The sequence below is a fragment of the Streptomyces sp. NPDC019224 genome (assembly GCF_040632605.1).
Taxonomy (GTDB): domain Bacteria; phylum Actinomycetota; class Actinomycetes; order Streptomycetales; family Streptomycetaceae; genus Streptomyces.
This window is the reverse complement of the sequence record NZ_JBEYCF010000015.1, coordinates 105,477-122,064: the sequence shown is the minus strand read 5'-3', so window position 1 is coordinate 122,064 and position 16,588 is coordinate 105,477. Positions and strand designations below refer to the sequence as shown.

Below are 16,588 nucleotides of genomic sequence, written 5' to 3'. Positions count from 1 at the left end.
CGGCTGAGAACTCCTTCACCCGAACGAGTGGCCGGGGCTAGGCTCGGCCCCATGGCTGATCATGTGCACGACCTGGCAGCACTGCGTGAAGCGACCGATCGGCTGCTCGGCGCCACCGGGAAACTCGACGACGCGGCACTGGCCGCCCCCTCACGGCTGCCGGGCTGGAGCCGCGGTCATGTCGTCGCGCACCTCTCTCGTAACGCCGACGCCCTCGCAAACGTTCTCCGCGGCCGGCCGATGTACGCAGACAGCGAAACCCGCGACCGCGACATCGAGCGGGACGCCCCCCGGCCGCAGGCGGAGCAGCAGGCCGACCTGACGGCGAGCGCGGCCCGCTTCGTCGAGGCGGCGGCCACACCCGCGGACTGGTCGCGCACGGTGACCCTGCGCAACGGCGTGACGGACTCGGCCTCCCGCGTGCCGTTCCGGCGCCGCGCCGAGGTGGAGCTGCACCACGTCGACCTGGGCGTCGGCTACGAGCTGGAGGACCTGCCCGAGGAGTTCATCGCGCGGGAGATCGACTTCCTGGCCGAACGGTTCGCCGGGCACCCGGAGGTCGTGTCGACGGGGCTCGCCGACGAGACCGGACGCGTGTGGACGACCGGCGGCGGCGCCGAGGGCGGGCCCGTCGGTGTCCGGGGCACGGCTCCCGAGCTGCTGGGGTGGCTCAGCGGTCGGCGCGACGGCTCGGCGCTGGCGGTCGAAGGCGGAACGCTTCCGGCGCTGCCCCCGCTATAGGCTGAAGAACATGACGTACAGCGGAGCGGTCAGGGTCGGCGGGCCTGCCGACGTGCACGAGCTGACGGATCTGATGATCTCGAAGGTCGCCGTCGGCCCGATGGACAACAACTCCTATCTGCTGCGGTGCCGGGCCACCGGCGAGCAGTTGCTGATCGACGCGGCCGACGAGGCCGGAACGCTGCTGCGGCTGATCGGTGACGACTCGATCCTCTCGGTCGTCACCACCCACCGGCACCGCGACCACTGGCGGGCGCTGGGCGAGGTCGTCGCGGCCACCGGGGCGCGCACCTACGCGGGGCGGTTCGACGCCGAGGGCATCGAGGTGCCGACGGAGGTGCTCGTCGAGGACGGCGACACCATCCGGGTGGGTCAGGTGGCGCTCACCGCCCGCCACCTGACCGGGCACACCCCGGGCTCGATCACGCTCCTCTACGACGACCCGCACGGGGCGCCGCACCTGTTCACCGGCGACTGCCTCTTCCCCGGCGGCCTCGGCAACACGCGCAAGGACCCCGAGGCGTTCGCGAGCCTGCTGCACGATGTGGAGACCAAGCTCTTCGCCCCGCTGCCGGACGAGACCTGGGTCTACCCGGGCCACGGGCGCGACACCACGCTGGGGGACGAACGGCCCCACCTGCCGGAGTGGCGCGCCCGCGGCTGGTGAGCGGCGGGACCCTCGAAAAACGCCCTAGACGCGGTCCTCGGTCTTCGCCTCGCGGGCTTCGGCCTCATCCTTCTTCTTGGTGGCCATCAGGCTGGTGATCGTGGTGATCACCAGCACTCCGCAGATGACGCCGAGCGAGACCGGGATGGAGATCTCGGGAACGTGCACCCCGGACTCGTGCAGGGCGTGCAGCACCAGCTTGACGCCGATGAAGCCGAGGATCACCGACAGCCCGTAGCTGAGGTGGACCAGCTTCTCCAGCAGCCCGCCGATCAGGAAGTACAGCTGGCGCAGGCCCATCAGGGCGAAGGCGTTGGCGGTGAAGACGATGTACGGGTCCTGGGTGAGGCCGAAGATCGCGGGGATGGAGTCCAGCGCGAACAGCACATCGGTGGTGCCGATGGCGAGCATGACGACCATCAGGGGGGTCAGGACGCGCTTGCCGTTGTTGCGGATGAAGAGCTTGGTGCCGTGGTACCGGTCGGCGACGCCGAAGCGGCGCTCGATGTTCTTCAGGAGACGGTTCTCCTCGAATTCCTCTTCCTCCTCGTCGGCCCGCGCCTCCTGGATGAGCTTCCAGGCGGTGTAGATCAGGAACGCGCCGAAGATGTAGAAGACCCACGAGAAGTTGGCGATGACGGCGGCGCCCGCGGCGATGAAGATCGCCCGCAGCACCAGCGCGATCAGCACGCCGATCAGCAGCACCCGCTGCTGGAGGTGGGAGGGCACCGAGAACTTCGCCATGATCAGCACGAAGACGAAGAGGTTGTCGACGCTGAGCGACTTCTCGGTGATGTAGCCGGCGAAGAACTCGCCCGAGGCCTGGCTCTCGCCGAAGACGAGCAGCGCGAGCCCGAAGAGGGCGGCCAGCACGATCCAGACGATCGTCCAGATCCCGGCTTCCTTGGTCGACACGTCATGGGGCTTGCGCCCGATGAAGAAGTCGACGGCGATGAGGGCACACAGACCAAAGATGGTCAGCGCCCAGAGGGTCCATGAAACGTCCACTGCGCCTCCGGCAGTTCGCTACGGGCTACTGATCAGCGTCGTCGCTGCCGGAGGTCTCTTCCACCCGGGCGCGCGGGCTGCGCGCCGAGGCCGGCGCCCCGGGACCGGTCACGGTCCGTATTGACGGGAACGCCGCGTATGGGAGTACTCCCCTCCGCTCCATGAACGGTACCGGAAGTACCAAGTAAAGGTAAAGAGAAGCCTAAAGAATCTCCAAAAAGCCAGGTCGGGGGCGGTTTGCCAAAAGCTTTACGGGGCTTGGCGGCTCAGCGGTGCCCGGTGCGGCGGGCGTCGGCCACCCGGGCCAGCACCTCGTCCAGGACCGCGCTGCCCGGCGGCGTGCGCGGCGGTTCGTACGTCCACGCGTGACCGACCCAGGGATCGGCCAGATGGTCGTCCGCGACCGGGGTGACCCGCAGCAGCGAACGCCACAGCGGGTCGAGGACCGGGCCGTACGCGGACGCCTCCTCCCGGTCCGCGACCATCATCAGGTGGACGCCCGCGGAGGGCCCCTCGTCGGCGAGGTAGCGCAGCTGGGTGACCGCGCGGTCGTCGAAGCCGTGCGGGAAGTCGTTGACGATCAGCAGCTGCTCGGCCGGGTCCAGGTCCGGCGGCAGCGAGTCGGCGGCACCGGCCCGGATCGCCATCTGCACCAGGTCGACCCGCCGGGTGAGGTGGGCGAGGACCGAGGAGACCCCCTGCGCACCGGACGCGGGCGGCGACGGCAGGACCCCGGAGCGGACCAGCGGGGCGAGCGCGCCGGCGGCCGAGCCGGCCGGGTCGATGACGTGGACCGTGAACTCGTTCGGCGGGTAGACGGCCAGCAGCCGGGCCGCGTGCAGCACGGCGGTCTCCATCGCGAGCCTGCGCAGCTGGTCCGTGCCGGTCAGCGCGGCGGCCTCGGACGCCGTCCGCCCGCTGTCGATCCACATGCCCCGCTCCAGCGGAAGCCGGACGAGCAGCGGGATGCGCAGGCCGGCGCTCTCCGGCAGGCGGAGGTCGCCGATCCGCAGCGCCATGGGGATCTCCATCGGAACCCGGTAGCCGTGCCAGACGGGGTTGTCCCAGCCCGCGTAGGCGGCCGGGAGCGCGGGCTCCACGACGGCGGACTCGGCGGTGAGCTGGGCGAGGTCGCGGTCGAGGGACTCGCGGGCGCGGGCGGTCAGCTCGTCGCGCTTGGCGCGGGCCTCCAGGCGGGCCCGGTCACCGGCGTTCCCGATGCGGCTGCGCGGGTCGGACAGGGTCCGCTCCAGCTCCTGGTCCATCCGGGACTCGGCGAAGTCGACGGCGCTGCGGTACGCGGCGGCGGCCCGGGCCAGGTCCTCGAACATGCCCCACACCTGGTTGTACAGGCGCTCGTCCATGGACCAGCCGGTCGCGTCACCGGCGACGGGCCGGGCGGGCTGCCCCGGCGGGGCCGGCGGCGCGGCCGGGGGCGGCGGCGGGGGCGCGGTGGACTGGCGGCGCGGGTGCGCGTAGTTGATCGGGCCGCCCGGGGGGACGGCCGGCTCGGCCGGCGGCTCGGGCTGCGGGGGCGCGGCCGACGGGTTCGGCGGGACGGGAGGCTGCCCGTTGCCCGGCGCGGGGGCCGGGGCGGGGGTGTGCCTGACCCGGTCGCCCTCCGGGGTACGGGACGGTGGCGGGGCCACCGAGCGGGCCAGCCCCCGGGCGACCGCCTCCTGGATCGTCCCGGCCAGCTCGGTGGCCCGGTCCACGCCCTGGTCGGTGAGCATGGCGGCGAGACCGCCGGCGTAGCCCTGGCCCACCGCCCGGACCTTCCAGGCGCCCTGGCGGCGGTACAGCTCCAGGGCGGCGACCGCGGACTCGCTGTCGAGCCCGGTCAGCGTGAACGTGGCGATCTCGGCGCCGTCGAGACCGGTGACCGCGACGAAGGGCGAGGCGACGGCCCCGAACCGGGTCGGCCCGCCGGCGCCCAGCGGGAGGGCCAGCAGCACCGTGACCCGGTGCACCCCGTCGGGCAGGGCGTCGAGGTCGACGGCGAGCCGGTGGTCGGCGGCGGCCTGCCGGGAGACTTCGAGACCGTGCAGCTGAGGGGAGCCCGGGTGGGCGATCCACTCGACGCCGGGGACCCTGCCGTGCTCGTCGCCGAGCGTGGCACCGGCCACGACGGGCGTCCCGGCCGATATCCGGATCTCCAGACGGGTCTGGGGCAAGGTGTGGTTCTGCCCCCGGACCAGCTCGGCCGTCATTGCCCTGTCCCCTCGACGAGTTACTGCTGGTGTGGTGTGCGTCTGCGTGTCGTGTCGTGTCGCTGGATGGTGCCGCGATGCGCGCAGCTCCCGGCGGCCGATGCCGCCGGGAGCTGCGCGTACCGCGATGCGGACCCGGCGATGCGGGTCCGGTGCCGCCTACAGGTGCGGCAGGATCGCCGGCATGAGGTCCTGGAAGGTCCGGCCGTTGGCCGGGTTGCCGATGGCGGTCATCTTCCAGCCGCTCCCCGCGCGGTGCACCTTCGCCATGATCTGCGCGGTGTACTGCCCGCCGCCGTCCAGCGTGTAGCGGGCGAGCTCCTGGCCGTTGGTCTCGTCCACGATGCGGCAGAAGGCGTTCTGCACCTCCTGGAACGTCTGGCCGGTGAAGGAGTTCACCGTGAAGACGATCTGGTCGATGTGGACCGGAACCCGCTGGAGGTCCACGAGGATCGCCTCGTCGTCGCCGCCGGAGCCGGCACCGCCCACCAGGTTGTCCCCGGTGTGCCTCACCGAGCCGTCGTCGCTGGTGAGGTGCCGGAAGAAGACGACGTCCACCGGCTGCTTGTCGGCGAACAGGACCGCCGAGGCGTCCAGGTCGATCTCCCGGGTGCGCGAGCCGAACAGACCGCGGCGCGGTGCCGCCTGCCAGCCGAGCCCCATCCGTACCGCGGTCAGGGTCCCCCCGTCGCTCTTCTGCAGGCTGATGGCCTGACCCTTGGTCATATTGACCGTCACGCGCTGTCCCCTCTCCGCTTTCCCGCAACCGTCCTTGTGCGGTTTCCCAGCACCCTACGCAGTGGCGTCACCCACGCGGAGGGCCTGGGCCGTTTTGTGTCGGTCCTGCAACACACGGCCCGGCCCGTCAGGCCAGACCGGCCTCACGCATCTGCCGCAGCTCCTTCTTCAACTCCCCCACCTCGTCGCGCAGCCGGGCGGCGACCTCGAACTGGAGGTCGGCCGCGGCGGCGCGCATCCGGTCGGTCATCTCCTCGATGATCCCGGCCAGTTCGGTCGCCGGACGGTCGGTGACCGCCGCCCCGTCCCGGCCGGCCTTCCCCGCCTTCGCGGACTTCTTGGCCGTCGTCGCCCTGCCGTCGCCCGGGGCGGCGTGCTTCCCGAGGGCGGGCACGGGCGCCTTGCCCTCCTTCGCCTGGCGGTAGCCGGTGCCGAGCAGCTGCTCGGTGTCGACCTCCTCGCGCGCGATCGTGGCGACGATGTCGTTGATCTTCTTGCGCAGCGGCTGCGGGTCGATGCCGCGCTCGGTGTTGTAGGCGATCTGCTTCTCGCGGCGGCGGTTGGTCTCGTCGATGGCCTGGGCCATCGCCGGGGTGACCTTGTCCGCGTACATATGGACCTGGCCCGAGACGTTGCGCGCCGCGCGGCCGATGGTCTGGATCAGCGAGGTGCCCGAGCGCAGGAAGCCCTGCTTGTCGGCGTCGAGGATCGCCACGAGCGACACCTCGGGCAGGTCGAGGCCCTCGCGCAGGAGGTTGATGCCGACCAGGACGTCGTACTCGCCGGAGCGCAGCTCCCGCAGCAGCTCGATGCGGCGCAGCGTGTCGACGTCGCTGTGGAGGTAGCGGACCTGGATGCCGAGCTCCAGGAAGTAGTCGGTGAGGTCCTCGGCCATCTTCTTGGTGAGGGTGGTGACCAGGACCCGCTCGTCCCTCTCGGCGCGCTCGCGGATCTCGTGCACCAGGTCGTCGATCTGTCCCTCGGTGGGCTTGACGACGACCTCCGGGTCGACGAGGCCGGTGGGGCGGATGATCTGCTCCACGAAGCCGTCGCCGCGGGACAGCTCGTAGTTGCCCGGGGTGGCGGAGAGGTAGACCGTCTGGTTGATCCGCTGGAGGAACTCCTCCCACTTCAGCGGGCGGTTGTCCAGGGCGGACGGCAGCCGGAAGCCGTGGTCGACGAGGGTCCGCTTGCGGGAGGCGTCGCCCTCGTACATGGCGCCGATCTGCGGGACCGTGACGTGCGACTCGTCGAGCACCAGGAGGAAGTCCTCCGGGAAGTAGTCGAGGAGGGTGTTCGGCGCGGTGCCGGGGGAACGGTCGTCGAAGTGCATCGAGTAGTTCTCGACGCCGGAGCAGGTGCCGATCTGGCGGAGCATCTCGATGTCGTACGTCGTGCGCATGCGCAGCCGCTGGGCCTCCAGCATCTTGCCCTGCTTCTCCAGCTCGGCCAGGCGCTGCTCCAGCTCCCGCTCGATGCCGCTGACGGCCTTCTCCATGCGCTCGGGCCCCGCCACGTAGTGGCTGGCGGGGAAGACGTGGAGGGACTGGTCCTCGCTGATGACCTCGCCGGTGAGCGGGTGCAGCGTGGACAGGGCCTCGATCTCGTCTCCGAACATCTCGATGCGGACGGCGAGCTCCTCGTAGACCGGGAAGATCTCGATGGTGTCGCCGCGCACCCGGAAGGTGCCCCGGGTGAAGGCCAGGTCGTTGCGCGTGTACTGGATCTCGACGAAGCGGCGCAGCAACTGGTCGCGGTCGATCTCCTGGCCCACCTTGAGCTGGACCATGCGGTCCACGTACTCCTGCGGCGTACCGAGGCCGTAGATGCAGGAGACGGAGGCGACCACGACGACGTCGCGCCGGGTGAGCAGGGAGTTCGTCGCGGAGTGGCGCAACCGCTCGACCTCCTCGTTGATCGAGGAGTCCTTCTCGATGTAGGTGTCCGACTGCGGGACGTACGCCTCGGGCTGGTAGTAGTCGTAGTACGAGACGAAGTACTCGACGGCGTTGTTGGGCAGGAGCTCGCGGAACTCGTTGGCCAGCTGGGCTGCGAGGGTCTTGTTCGGCGCCATCACCAGGGTGGGGCGCTGCAGCTTCTCGATCATCCACGCGGTGGTCGCGGACTTGCCGGTGCCGGTCGCACCGAGGAGCACGACGTCCTTCTCACCCGCGCGGACGCGCTTCTCCAGCTCGGCGATGGCCGCGGGCTGGTCGCCGCTGGGCTGGTAGGGACTGATGACCTCGAAAGGCGCCACCGTACGTTCGATCTTCGAGACTGGCCGCATGCAACCACCGTACGACCCGCCACTGACAACCGGCTCCGTCAGCGGCTGCGCGGGGTGCCGCTCACCAGTCCGCGGACTCCACGGCGTCGCGCGGCCGTGAGTGGAAGGACGCCGGGTCGGCGTACGTTCCGAAGCGGGGAACCTGGCGCTGGGCCGGGATCCCGGGGGTCCGCGCGGTGAGCGGGTCGTCCCAGTCGGGCGTGCCCATGACCACCAGCGGGTCGAACATGACCACGACGGCTGCCAGCAGCAGGAAGCAGGCGGGCCCGAGCAGCATGGGCACCAGCAGCTCGGTGCCGCTGTCGCCGGCGGCGTGCCCCGTGACGAGGGCGGAGGGGTGCAGATGGACCCGGAGCGCGGCCATGCCGGTGTAGTGCATGCCGCTCACCGCGACGCCCATCACGACGCTCGCGCCGAGGCTGGGCAGGAAGCCGTGGATGGAGACGGCGGCCCACAGCGCGGCGGTCGAGGCCACCACGGCTATGACCACGGACAGGACCACGGTCACCGTGTCGTACTCGAACCGCCCTTCGAACCGCATCCCCGCCATGCCGAGGTAATGCATGGAGGCCACGCCGAGGCCGGTGATCGTGCCTCCCGTCACCAGGGCCATGCGGGTGGCGCCCCGGTACCCGACGAGGAAGATCCCGATACCGACCATGCCGATCGCGACGGCGAGGCTGGCGAAGGTGATCGGTCTGTCGTATCCGATCGGCACGTCTTCGACGGAGAAGCCCACCATCGCGATGAAGTGCATGGTCCAGATGCCCGAACCTATGGAGGTCGCCCCGAGAGCCAGCCAGCCGGCCCTGAAGGAATGCCCGGTACGCACCGACCGGGTGGTGCAGCGCAGGCCCAGTGCCGCGCCGAGGCATGCCATGAGGAACGCCGCCGCCGGGGTCACCGCCCCATAACTGAAGCCGTCGATTGTGCCCTGCATTCTTGTACGCCCTTCGCAGCAGCAAGCCCGGGTCAGGACGATCCCAGGGCCTGTCGTCCGGGCGCAAGGCCCGGCAGACACAACAGAAGTGCCGCATCTTATCGACAGGGCCGACAGCACGTGACGCGGTCCCCGAGGTGCGTTCACACAGTGGCCATCCTTCGCCTGTCCCCCGTTCGGGGGCGGCTGGGACGCTCGGGCCGTCCGCAACTCTGACGCAAGGAGTCCACGTGTACGCAGGCACCGCTACCGCCTCCGTCGTCGCCGCCGCCGTGATGGGCGCCGGCACGTTGCTGATGCCGGACCCGGGCACGCCGCTCCCGGACGCCCCCGTGACCCGGCGGCCCGTGCAGCAGGTCGCCCCGATCCGCCACGCGACCGACACCATGGCGCGCGACCCGCGCGTCTACGCCCACCGGGGCGCGTCCGCGTACGCCCCCGAGAACACGCTCGCGGCCGTGGACAGGGCCGACGCGCTGGGCTTCGACTGGGTGGAGAACGACGTCCAGCTCACCGGGGACGGGGTGCTGGTCGTCCTGCACGACACCGACCTGAGGCGGACGACGAACGTCGAGGAGGTGTTCCCGGACCGTGCGCCCTGGGCGGTCAAGGACTTCACGGCCGCCGAGATCTCCCGGCTGGACGCGGGCAGCTGGTTCGGGCCGCGGTACACCGGTACCCGGGTACCGACCCTGCGCCAGTACCTGAAGCGGCTCGGCCACAACCGGCAGAACCTCCTGCTGGAGATCAAGAGCCCGGAGATCTACCCGGGGATCGAGCGGGCCACCCTGCGGGTGCTGGACGAGGAGGGCTGGCTGGACCGGAGCCACGTCAGGGACCGCCTGGTGATCCAGAGCTTCGGGGCCGACAGCGTGCGTACGGTGCACGCGCTGCGTCCGGACGTGGTCACGGGCTTCCTCGGCGCCCCGGCCGTGGCCGAGCTGCCGGCGTACGCCGAGTTCACCGACCAGATCAACCCGCCCTGGACGAGCCTGTCCGGTGACTACGTGGCGGCGGTGCACGCCCTGAAGGGCCCGCACGACAAGAGGCTCCAGGTGAACCCCTGGACGGTGAACGACGCGGCGTCCGCGCTCCGGGTGGACGGCATGGGCGTGGACGGCATCATCACCAACACCCCCGACGTGGTGCGCACGGCCACGGACGGCTGACCGGCCGCCGGGGCCGTTGTCAGTGGGCGGCCGTACGGTTGGGCATGGACAGCAACGGGGTCGTCGAGTGGACCGTCGTCGAGAGCGGCATCGGTCCGTTGATGCCGGCCGCGACGGGGACCGGACTGGTGAGCGTGGCCCTCCACGCCCGCCCGGAGATACGGGGCCGGGCGCTGGAGGGGGTGCGCGCCCGGCTCGGCGCGGAGCTGGTCGAGGCGCCCGGCTCCGTCCGGCCGGCCGAGCCAATACGCCAGCTCGCGACGTACTTCGCGGGCACGCTGCGGGCGGCGTGGGCCACCCCCTGACGCCCGGCGCGCAGCGGGCGAGGGGACTCTTCGCGCCACCGGCCGGGCCCGCCCCGGCCCCGCACGTTTGAGCCCCGCCCACTCGCGACAGGGATGTGGACATGTCACTCAACGCGCCCCTCGACGCCACCCCGTACGCCCCCGTGCTCTCCGCCGAGGTACGGGCCGCCCTCGCCGCGGAGCGGCCCGTCGTCGCCCTGGAGTCGACGATCATCGCCCATGGCCTGCCCCGCCCACGCAACCTACGGGTCGCCGGGGAGCTGGAAGGGCTCGTGCGGTCCGCCGGCGCCGTGCCCGCGACCGTCGCCGTGCTGGACGGCCGGGCCAGGATCGGGCTGGACAAGGCCGAGCTGGAGCGGGTGGCCGACGACCCGGGGATGCGCAAGCTGGGCCACCGCGACCTCGCCCCGGCGCTGGCGGCCGGGGCGAGCGGGGCGACGACCGTGTCCGCGACCGCCTTCCTGGCGGCCCGGGCCGGAGTGCGGGTCTTCGCGACCGGCGGGCTCGGCGGGGTCCACCGGGGCTGGACCGAGACGCAGGACGAGTCGGCCGACCTGCGGCTGCTGGCGCGGACGGGGATCACCGTGGTCTGCGCGGGCGTGAAGTCGATCCTGGACGTCCCGGCCACGCTGCAACGCCTGGAGACGCTGGGGGTCGGGGTGCTCGGCTACGGCACCGACACGTTTCCCGGCTTCTACCTGAGCAGTTCGGGCGAGCCGGTCGACTGGACGGTGAACTCGCCCGAGGAGGTCGCGGAGGTGATGCGGGCCCGGGAGGCGCTCGGCGGCCCGGAGGCGGCGCTGATCGTGGCCAACCCCGTACCGCGGGAGGAGCAGTTGGACCCCGGCCTGCACGACCGGGTGCTGACCGAGGCGCTGGAGGCGTGCCGGGAGCGCGGCGTCACGGGGCAGGCGGTCACGCCGTTCCTGCTCGATCACCTGGTGCGCCGGACCGGGGGCGCCTCGCTGGAGGCGAACCTCGCCGCGGTCCGGGGCAATGTGGCGCTCGCCGCCCGTATCGCCACCGCCTGGACGGCGCGGTGAGCGGCGGGCTCCTCGTCGTCGGGGACGTGGTCACCGATGTGGTGGCCCGGCACGGATCGGCACTGGTCCACGGCACGGACACGGCCGCGGTGATCCGGACTCGGGCGGGCGGCGCGGGGGCCAACGTGGCCTGCTGGGCGGCGCGGTCGGGCTGCCGGGACGTGCGGCTGCTGGCCCGGGTCGGCGCCGACTCGGCGGACTGGCATCGGGACCTGCTGCGGCGGGCGGGAGTGCGCGGGCTGCTCGCGGTGGACGAGGACGCGCCGACCGCGACCGTCGTGGCCCTGGTGGACTCCGCCGCCGAACGCACCTTCCTCACCGACAGTGGCGCGGTGCTGCGCCTGTCCCCCGACGACTGGTCTCCCTCGCTGCTCGACGGCGTCGCCCACCTCCACCTGTCCGGTTATCTGCTGTTCGCCGCGACGAGCCGGGCGACGGCCCTGCTCGCCCTGCGGGAAGCCGTACGACGGGATGTTCCGGTCAGCGTCGACCCCGCGTCGGCGGGCTTCCTGGCCGGTCTCGGCGTCGACCGCTTCCTCGCCCTGACCGAGCGGGCGGACCTGCTGCTGCCCAACGCGGACGAGGCGCTGCTGCTCACCGGCCTGCCGGAACCGGCGGACGCGGCGGCCAAGTTGAGCATGCCCGCCCGCCAGGTCGTCGTCACGCTCGGCGAGGGCGGCGCGCTGCTGGCCGCCGGGGGCGCGGTGACCGGCCGGGTCCCGGCCGAGGCGGTGCGGGCGGCCGTGGACTCGACCGGGGCGGGCGACGCGTTCACCGGCGGCTTCCTCGCGGCGCGGCTGGCGGGCGCGGATGACACGGCGGCCGCGGCGGCGGGGTGCCGGGCCGGGGCGGAGGCCGTCGGGACGGTGGGCGGCCGGCCGCCGTTGCCGGATGAGTAGCGCGGACCTCAGCGCAGCCCGGTCCAGGCGGGGTGGTGGGGGTCGTCGGCGCGCACCACCGCGTCCGCGCTCCCGGCGGGCGCCACCTCGTCCTCGTACCGCGCGAAAGCGGGCAGAGTCCACAGCTGGTCCTCCTGTGTGCGCCGCCGCAGCGCCCCGGCCGACAGCCGCAGGTGGACGCCGAGGTCGAAGGGGAACCAGTGCCCGAACAGCAACGGCCCGTGCAGAACCAGCACCCCGCCCTTTGGCAGGTGCTGGTACGGGCTGCGCGTGGCCCGGTCCGTCGCCGGGTCCCAGAGATCGGGCAGCACCCGCCCGCTGCCGCCCGGCTCCAGGGGACCGAACACCTCGCGCCACAGGGCACCGGTGTCGAACCAGCTCCCGAAGTACGAGTCGGGGTCCTGTTTGCCGTACTCGTAGCGCAGACTGGCCGGCCGCAGGAAACCGGCGGTGGACACGGGGAGCACGGCCCGCCCGCGGAGTCTCAGCGCCTCGGCGACCGCCTCGGCCAGTTTCCCGGGCCGGGCGGCCGGTGCCCCGTCGACGGCGATCTTCAGCCAGGGTCCGCCGTCGGCCGGCTCCAGCGCGTCGGCGTGCGCGGCGAGCGCGTCCGTCAGCCGTTCCCAGGAGATCGCTTCGAATCGCACGCGTCCATCATCGCGCGTCCCGCTCGGCGGTGCCCGGATGCCGAGAACCGGCCGCCGCCACCCGTAGCGCCGATTACGGTCGTGCCATGAATCTCGCATTCGCCCGTAAGTTCGCAGCCCAGTGGCAGAACGACTGGAACTCCCACGACCTCGAACGCATTCTGACGCACTATCACGAGGACGTGACCTTCAGCTCCCCGATGATCGCGCAGTTCACCGGCGACCCCTCCGGGACCGTGCGCGGCAAGGACGCCCTGCGGGCGTACTGGGCGCGCGGGCTCGAACTCATCCCGGACCTGGAGTTCGAGGTGATGGACGTCCGGGCGGGCGTCGACACGCTGGTGATCGACTACCGCAACCAGATCGGCGGCCGGGTGTACGAGGTGCTGACCTTCCGCGACGGGCTGGTGAGTGCCGGCCTCGGGGCGTACGGGGAGACGCTCGCCCGCTGACGACGGCGATCAGCCGGCCGCCGGGGGGCGGGCCGGGCGGTGGAGCCGCCCGTTCCACGGTGAACGCGGGGAAGGGGCCGAAGGAATCACGCCACCGGCATCCGGCCCAGACCAGTCCCACCCCACCCCGCCCCGCCCCGCCCCGCCCCGCCCCGCCCCGAGGGCCGTCAGTCCCCGCGCAGTTCCTCGGCCAGCGCGCCGTCGCCGGAGACCTCGATCCGGCCGTCCGCGACCGCCTCGGCGAACGTCGGCTCGCCGCGCCCCAGCGCGAGGCAGAGCTCCGCGTCGAGGGCGATGCGCGCGTCGGCGTGGCCGGCCGGTCCGTCCCCGTACACCGGCTCGCCGGCGGCCACCTCCCCCGTACGGATGTGGAACTCGCCCTCGTCCAGACGGACGTCGAGCATGCCCGTGGTGAGCGGGCCGCCCGGCCCCTTCAGGGCACGCAGCAGCGGGAGCGCGAACCAGTGGGCCCGGACCGCGTCCGTGGGCCGCCGCTCGGTGAGCGCGGGGGCGCCCCACTCGGCGAGTGCGGTGAGGACCGGCAGCAGTCCGTGCCCGCGTGCGGTGAGGGCGTACACCGAGGCGGCGGCCGGCGGCGGGAGCTTGCGGCGGGTGACGAGACCGCCCTGCTCCATGTCCTTGAGCCGGGAGGCGAGGACGTCCGTGCTGACGCCCGGCAGGTCGGCGTGGAGGTCGGTGTAGCGGCGGGGACCGGCCAGCAGTTCACGGACGATCAGCAGCGTCCACCGGTCGCCGACCGCGTCCAGCGCCCGGGCACCGGCGCAGAACTGGTCGTAACTCCGGCGGCGGGCGGGGCGGGTCGCTGGCTGTGGCTGACGTGGCATGCGACGCAGTCTAGACATGTTGTTGGACTTTCCAAGCCCGAGCTTGGTAAAACCAAGTATCGCAATCGGGTCGGGGAGGCACCGCATGGAATTCCGCCAGTCCAGCAAGCTCAACGAGGTCTGTTACGAGATCCGGGGCCCGGTCATCGAGCACGCCAACGCCCTGGAGGAGGCGGGCCACAGCGTGCTCCGGCTCAACACGGGCAATCCGGCCCTGTTCGGCTTCGAGGCGCCGGAGGAGATCGTCCAGGACATGATCCGGATGCTCCCGCAGGCCCACGGCTACACGGACTCGCGCGGCATCCTCTCCGCCCGCCGGGCCGTGGCCCAGCGCTACCAGGCGATGGGCCTGACCGAGGTCGGCGTCGACGACGTCTTCCTCGGCAACGGCGTGTCCGAGCTGATCTCGATGGCCGTCCAGGGGCTGCTGGAGGACGGCGACGAGGTGCTCATCCCCTCCCCCGACTACCCGCTGTGGACCGCGGTGACGACGCTGGCCGGCGGGAAGGCCGTGCACTACGCGTGCGACGAGGCGTCGGACTGGAACCCCGACATCGCCGACATGGCCTCGAAGGTCACCGACCGCACCCGGGCCGTCGTGATCATCAACCCCAACAACCCGACCGGCGCCGTCTATCCGCGCGAGGTCCTTCAGGACATCCTCGACCTGGCCCGCCGGCACGGCCTGATGGTGTTCGCCGACGAGATCTACGACCAGATCCTCTACGACGACGCCGAGCACCACAGCGTGGCGGTGCTCGCCCCGGACCTGGTCTGCCTCACCTTCAGCGGTCTGTCGAAGACGTACCGGGTGGCCGGGTTCCGCTCCGGCTGGATGGTGGTCTCGGGTCCGAAGCAGCACGCCCGCAGCTATCTGGAGGGGCTGACGATGCTCGCCTCCATGCGGCTGTGCCCCAACGCCCCGGCCCAGTACGCCATTCAGGCCGCGCTCGGCGGCCGGCAGTCGATCCGTGACCTGGTGGCGCCCGGGGGCAGGCTGTACGAGCAGCGCGACCGCGCCTGGCAGAAGCTCAACGAGATCCCCGGCGTCTCCTGCGTGAAGCCGAAGGGCGCGCTGTACGCCTTTCCGCGCATCGACCCGAAGGTGCACCCGATCGTGGACGACGAGAAGTTCGTCCTGGACCTGCTGCTGCGCGAGAAGATCCAGGTGGTCCAGGGCACCGGCTTCAACTGGCCCCGCCCCGACCACTTCCGCATCCTGACCCTCCCGCACGCCGACGACCTCGACGCCGCGATCAGCCGCATCGGGCGGTTCCTGGCGGGGTACCGGCAGTGAGGGCAGGGAGTGTCCCGCCGAATGGGAGCGGGCCCGGGGGCGTAGCCGGCCCCCGAGCCCTGTGATGCCGCCTGTCTCGCACGCCGGCACTTTTAAGGTCCCGTGTCAGTTTTATGTCGCCGCGTCCTGCCTTTAGACGACCGCGGACCGAAGCTCCACGGGCCGGAGTCGAACCGGCATCTCGACGCACACGGGCACGGGCCCGGTTGATCCGGCGATAGGCGGCGCATGCTGAGCCTGGAGCGAGAGTCTGAGATTGATCACGGTCTGCCTCTGCCAGTTGGGCCACCCCGGCGCGCACTCGTGCGCGGAGCACAGAAGTGCCGGGGGGAGGACTCGAACCTCCACCGGAACCGCTTCGTCACGACAAACTTCAGTTTCAGCTTTGCGCTCCTCGCGCACCCCGACGGCTTCGACGGCCGCCGGGGATTCCATGGTCGGTCACCCGAAGAGGTAACCGAAGACGGCGTCACCCACCCTCTGGTCCGTGACGTCCACGCCGTTGGCCTCCTCGCGGGCGAACTTGACGGCCTGCTGCAGCTTCTCGACCCGGTCGAGCAGTTCGTTGACCCGGCGCGCGGGCAGTGCCCCGGAGAACTTCACGGTCGTCCAGTAGCCGATCGGCACGTCCTCGTAGTACACCTCGACCTGCGCCGGGTGCTTCTCGGTGGCCTCCGCCTTCACATGGTTCCGGGGCACCTTCTTGGTGCGCAGGGTGCGGACCGGCTCGGTCTTCCAGGCGTCGGTGGACGGGTCCTGGGTCCACGCCTCGGCGGCGTCGAGCACGGGCAGCTTGCGGACGAAGGTGTTGATGTCGGTGAGCTGCTTCTCCAGGAAGAGCAGGTAGGACACGGGTACGTCACTCACCAGGACCCGGCCGTCGACCGTCACGTCGGCGCGGGCCGCGCAGTTCGCCCAGTCCTTCGTGGCGGTCACGTCGAACAGGCGGGTGAGCGTCTTGGCGGTCTCCCGCAGCACGTCCTCGGCCTTGACCTGCACCAGCGTCGACTCGGGCGGCAGCTGCTCGCCCTCCTCGTCCTTCGGCTGGTAGGTCCGGGAGATCCCGGCCAGGAGTCCGGCCTTCTGGAGGCCGTGATGCGCCGCCGTCAGGTCCTGGTGTGCCTTGGACTTGACGCCCTTCTCCACTGCGATGATCTGATTGAGTTTCGCCACGCCGAGGAAACTAGCAGCGGCAACAGCGCGTGCGCCAAAGGTTTTTGTCGCGGCCGTGTCGGCTCGGTGCGCCTGTGTACCCCCGCCCGTTCGGGTGGTTTCCCGATGACGCCGCTCCGCCACCTTCCGCCGGAGGAGCGGCTGACCGCCGAGTCGATCCCCGCGCA

Annotated in this window: 15 protein-coding genes, 1 tRNA gene and 1 pseudogene; 8 read left to right on the top strand and 9 right to left on the bottom strand. The window is 71.7% G+C overall.

Annotation, left to right across the window (positions count from 1 at the left end; genetic code table 11):
- The first annotated feature begins 51 nt into the window (after positions 1 to 51).
- Together ABZ564_RS12905 and ABZ564_RS12900 are read left to right on the top strand one after the other, a co-directional pair.
- Positions 52 to 741: a maleylpyruvate isomerase family mycothiol-dependent enzyme gene (locus ABZ564_RS12905; protein ID WP_360854154.1), complete on the top strand. Its 690-nt coding sequence runs from the start codon at positions 52 to 54 to the stop codon at positions 739 to 741.
- A gap of 10 nt (positions 742 to 751) precedes the next feature.
- Positions 752 to 1,408, top strand: coding sequence for an MBL fold metallo-hydrolase (locus ABZ564_RS12900; RefSeq protein WP_360854151.1), 657 nt, complete (start codon positions 752 to 754; stop codon positions 1,406 to 1,408).
- 24 nt (positions 1,409 to 1,432) lie between these two features.
- Here the strand turns inward: ABZ564_RS12900 and ABZ564_RS12895 are convergent, their stop codons facing one another.
- From ABZ564_RS12895 to ABZ564_RS12875, 5 genes are all read right to left on the bottom strand, one after another.
- On the bottom strand, positions 1,433 to 2,416 hold the full coding sequence (locus ABZ564_RS12895) for a TerC family protein (protein WP_360854148.1): 984 nt from the start codon (positions 2,414 to 2,416) through the stop codon (positions 1,433 to 1,435).
- 266 nt (positions 2,417 to 2,682) lie between these two features.
- The gene (locus tag ABZ564_RS12890) at positions 2,683 to 4,626 is read right to left on the bottom strand and encodes a TerD family protein (RefSeq protein WP_360854145.1); all 1,944 of its coding nucleotides are present in this window, start codon (positions 4,624 to 4,626) and stop codon (positions 2,683 to 2,685) included.
- Positions 4,627 to 4,785: 159 nt separating this feature from the next.
- Positions 4,786 to 5,364: a TerD family protein gene (locus tag ABZ564_RS12885; RefSeq protein WP_360854142.1), complete on the bottom strand. Its 579-nt coding sequence runs from the start codon at positions 5,362 to 5,364 to the stop codon at positions 4,786 to 4,788.
- A gap of 127 nt (positions 5,365 to 5,491) precedes the next feature.
- Positions 5,492 to 7,651: an excinuclease ABC subunit UvrB gene (gene uvrB, locus ABZ564_RS12880; RefSeq protein ID WP_360854139.1), complete on the bottom strand. Its 2,160-nt coding sequence runs from the start codon at positions 7,649 to 7,651 to the stop codon at positions 5,492 to 5,494.
- 61 nt (positions 7,652 to 7,712) lie between these two features.
- A complete protein-coding gene (locus tag ABZ564_RS12875) occupies positions 7,713 to 8,591 on the bottom strand; it encodes an MHYT domain-containing protein (protein ID WP_360854136.1) in 879 nt (292 codons plus the stop codon).
- A 230-nt stretch (positions 8,592 to 8,821) separates the two neighbouring features.
- Here ABZ564_RS12875 and ABZ564_RS12870 point away from each other — a divergent pair, with 230 nt between their 5' ends.
- From ABZ564_RS12870 to ABZ564_RS12855, 4 genes and pseudogenes are all read left to right on the top strand, one after another.
- Positions 8,822 to 9,760: a glycerophosphodiester phosphodiesterase family protein gene (locus ABZ564_RS12870; RefSeq protein WP_360854133.1), complete on the top strand. Its 939-nt coding sequence runs from the start codon at positions 8,822 to 8,824 to the stop codon at positions 9,758 to 9,760.
- 44 nt (positions 9,761 to 9,804) lie between these two features.
- Positions 9,805 to 10,035 (top strand): annotated as a pseudogene (locus ABZ564_RS12865) (cysteine methyltransferase); the annotation flags it as partial.
- A 131-nt stretch (positions 10,036 to 10,166) separates the two neighbouring features.
- Positions 10,167 to 11,108 (top strand): pseudouridine-5'-phosphate glycosidase, encoded by a 942-nt coding sequence (locus tag ABZ564_RS12860; protein ID WP_360854130.1) that lies wholly within the window; start codon positions 10,167 to 10,169, stop codon positions 11,106 to 11,108.
- Positions 11,105 to 12,007 carry a PfkB family carbohydrate kinase gene (locus tag ABZ564_RS12855; RefSeq protein ID WP_360854128.1) on the top strand — a complete coding sequence of 301 codons (903 nt, stop codon included), beginning with the start codon at positions 11,105 to 11,107 and terminating at the stop codon, positions 12,005 to 12,007. The genes ABZ564_RS12860 and ABZ564_RS12855 overlap by 4 nt, the downstream gene beginning before the upstream one ends.
- A gap of 8 nt (positions 12,008 to 12,015) precedes the next feature.
- Here the strand turns inward: ABZ564_RS12855 and ABZ564_RS12850 are convergent, their stop codons facing one another.
- Positions 12,016 to 12,654, bottom strand: a complete 639-nt coding sequence (locus ABZ564_RS12850; RefSeq protein WP_360854125.1) for a uridine kinase — start codon at positions 12,652 to 12,654, stop codon at positions 12,016 to 12,018.
- A gap of 86 nt (positions 12,655 to 12,740) precedes the next feature.
- Between ABZ564_RS12850 and ABZ564_RS12845 the strand changes: the two genes are divergently transcribed.
- Positions 12,741 to 13,106 (top strand): nuclear transport factor 2 family protein, encoded by a 366-nt coding sequence (locus ABZ564_RS12845; RefSeq protein ID WP_360854122.1) that lies wholly within the window; start codon positions 12,741 to 12,743, stop codon positions 13,104 to 13,106.
- 167 nt (positions 13,107 to 13,273) lie between these two features.
- Here the strand turns inward: ABZ564_RS12845 and ABZ564_RS12840 are convergent, their stop codons facing one another.
- The gene (locus ABZ564_RS12840; protein WP_360854119.1) at positions 13,274 to 13,951 is read right to left on the bottom strand and encodes a winged helix-turn-helix transcriptional regulator; all 678 of its coding nucleotides are present in this window, start codon (positions 13,949 to 13,951) and stop codon (positions 13,274 to 13,276) included.
- A gap of 85 nt (positions 13,952 to 14,036) precedes the next feature.
- Here ABZ564_RS12840 and ABZ564_RS12835 point away from each other — a divergent pair, with 85 nt between their 5' ends.
- Positions 14,037 to 15,248 (top strand): pyridoxal phosphate-dependent aminotransferase, encoded by a 1,212-nt coding sequence (locus ABZ564_RS12835; protein ID WP_360854116.1) that lies wholly within the window; start codon positions 14,037 to 14,039, stop codon positions 15,246 to 15,248.
- A 321-nt stretch (positions 15,249 to 15,569) separates the two neighbouring features.
- On the opposite strand, the gene ABZ564_RS12830 is transcribed toward ABZ564_RS12835, so the two are convergent.
- Together ABZ564_RS12830 and ABZ564_RS12825 are read right to left on the bottom strand one after the other, a co-directional pair.
- Positions 15,570 to 15,656, bottom strand: a tRNA-OTHER gene (locus ABZ564_RS12830).
- 33 nt (positions 15,657 to 15,689) lie between these two features.
- Positions 15,690 to 16,421 (bottom strand): hypothetical protein, encoded by a 732-nt coding sequence (locus tag ABZ564_RS12825; RefSeq protein ID WP_360854113.1) that lies wholly within the window; start codon positions 16,419 to 16,421, stop codon positions 15,690 to 15,692.
- Positions 16,422 to 16,588 lie beyond the last annotated feature (167 nt).

What these genes read in the sequence shown, in the direction of transcription:
- uvrB (WP_360854139.1), bottom strand. Translation starts at nt 7,651, where the DNA reads ATGCGGCCAGTCTCGAAGATCGAACGTACGGTGGCGCCTTTCGAGGTC.
- ABZ564_RS12835 (WP_360854116.1), top strand. Translation starts at nt 14,037, where the DNA reads ATGGAATTCCGCCAGTCCAGCAAGCTCAACGAGGTCTGTTACGAGATC.
- ABZ564_RS12860 (WP_360854130.1), top strand. Translation starts at nt 10,167, where the DNA reads ATGTCACTCAACGCGCCCCTCGACGCCACCCCGTACGCCCCCGTGCTC.
- ABZ564_RS12840 (WP_360854119.1), bottom strand. Translation starts at nt 13,951, where the DNA reads ATGCCACGTCAGCCACAGCCAGCGACCCGCCCCGCCCGCCGCCGGAGT.
- ABZ564_RS12845 (WP_360854122.1), top strand. Translation starts at nt 12,741, where the DNA reads ATGAATCTCGCATTCGCCCGTAAGTTCGCAGCCCAGTGGCAGAACGAC.
- ABZ564_RS12875 (WP_360854136.1), bottom strand. Translation starts at nt 8,591, where the DNA reads ATGCAGGGCACAATCGACGGCTTCAGTTATGGGGCGGTGACCCCGGCG.
- ABZ564_RS12900 (WP_360854151.1), top strand. Translation starts at nt 752, where the DNA reads ATGACGTACAGCGGAGCGGTCAGGGTCGGCGGGCCTGCCGACGTGCAC.
- ABZ564_RS12905 (WP_360854154.1), top strand. Translation starts at nt 52, where the DNA reads ATGGCTGATCATGTGCACGACCTGGCAGCACTGCGTGAAGCGACCGAT.
- ABZ564_RS12890 (WP_360854145.1), bottom strand. Translation starts at nt 4,626, where the DNA reads ATGACGGCCGAGCTGGTCCGGGGGCAGAACCACACCTTGCCCCAGACC.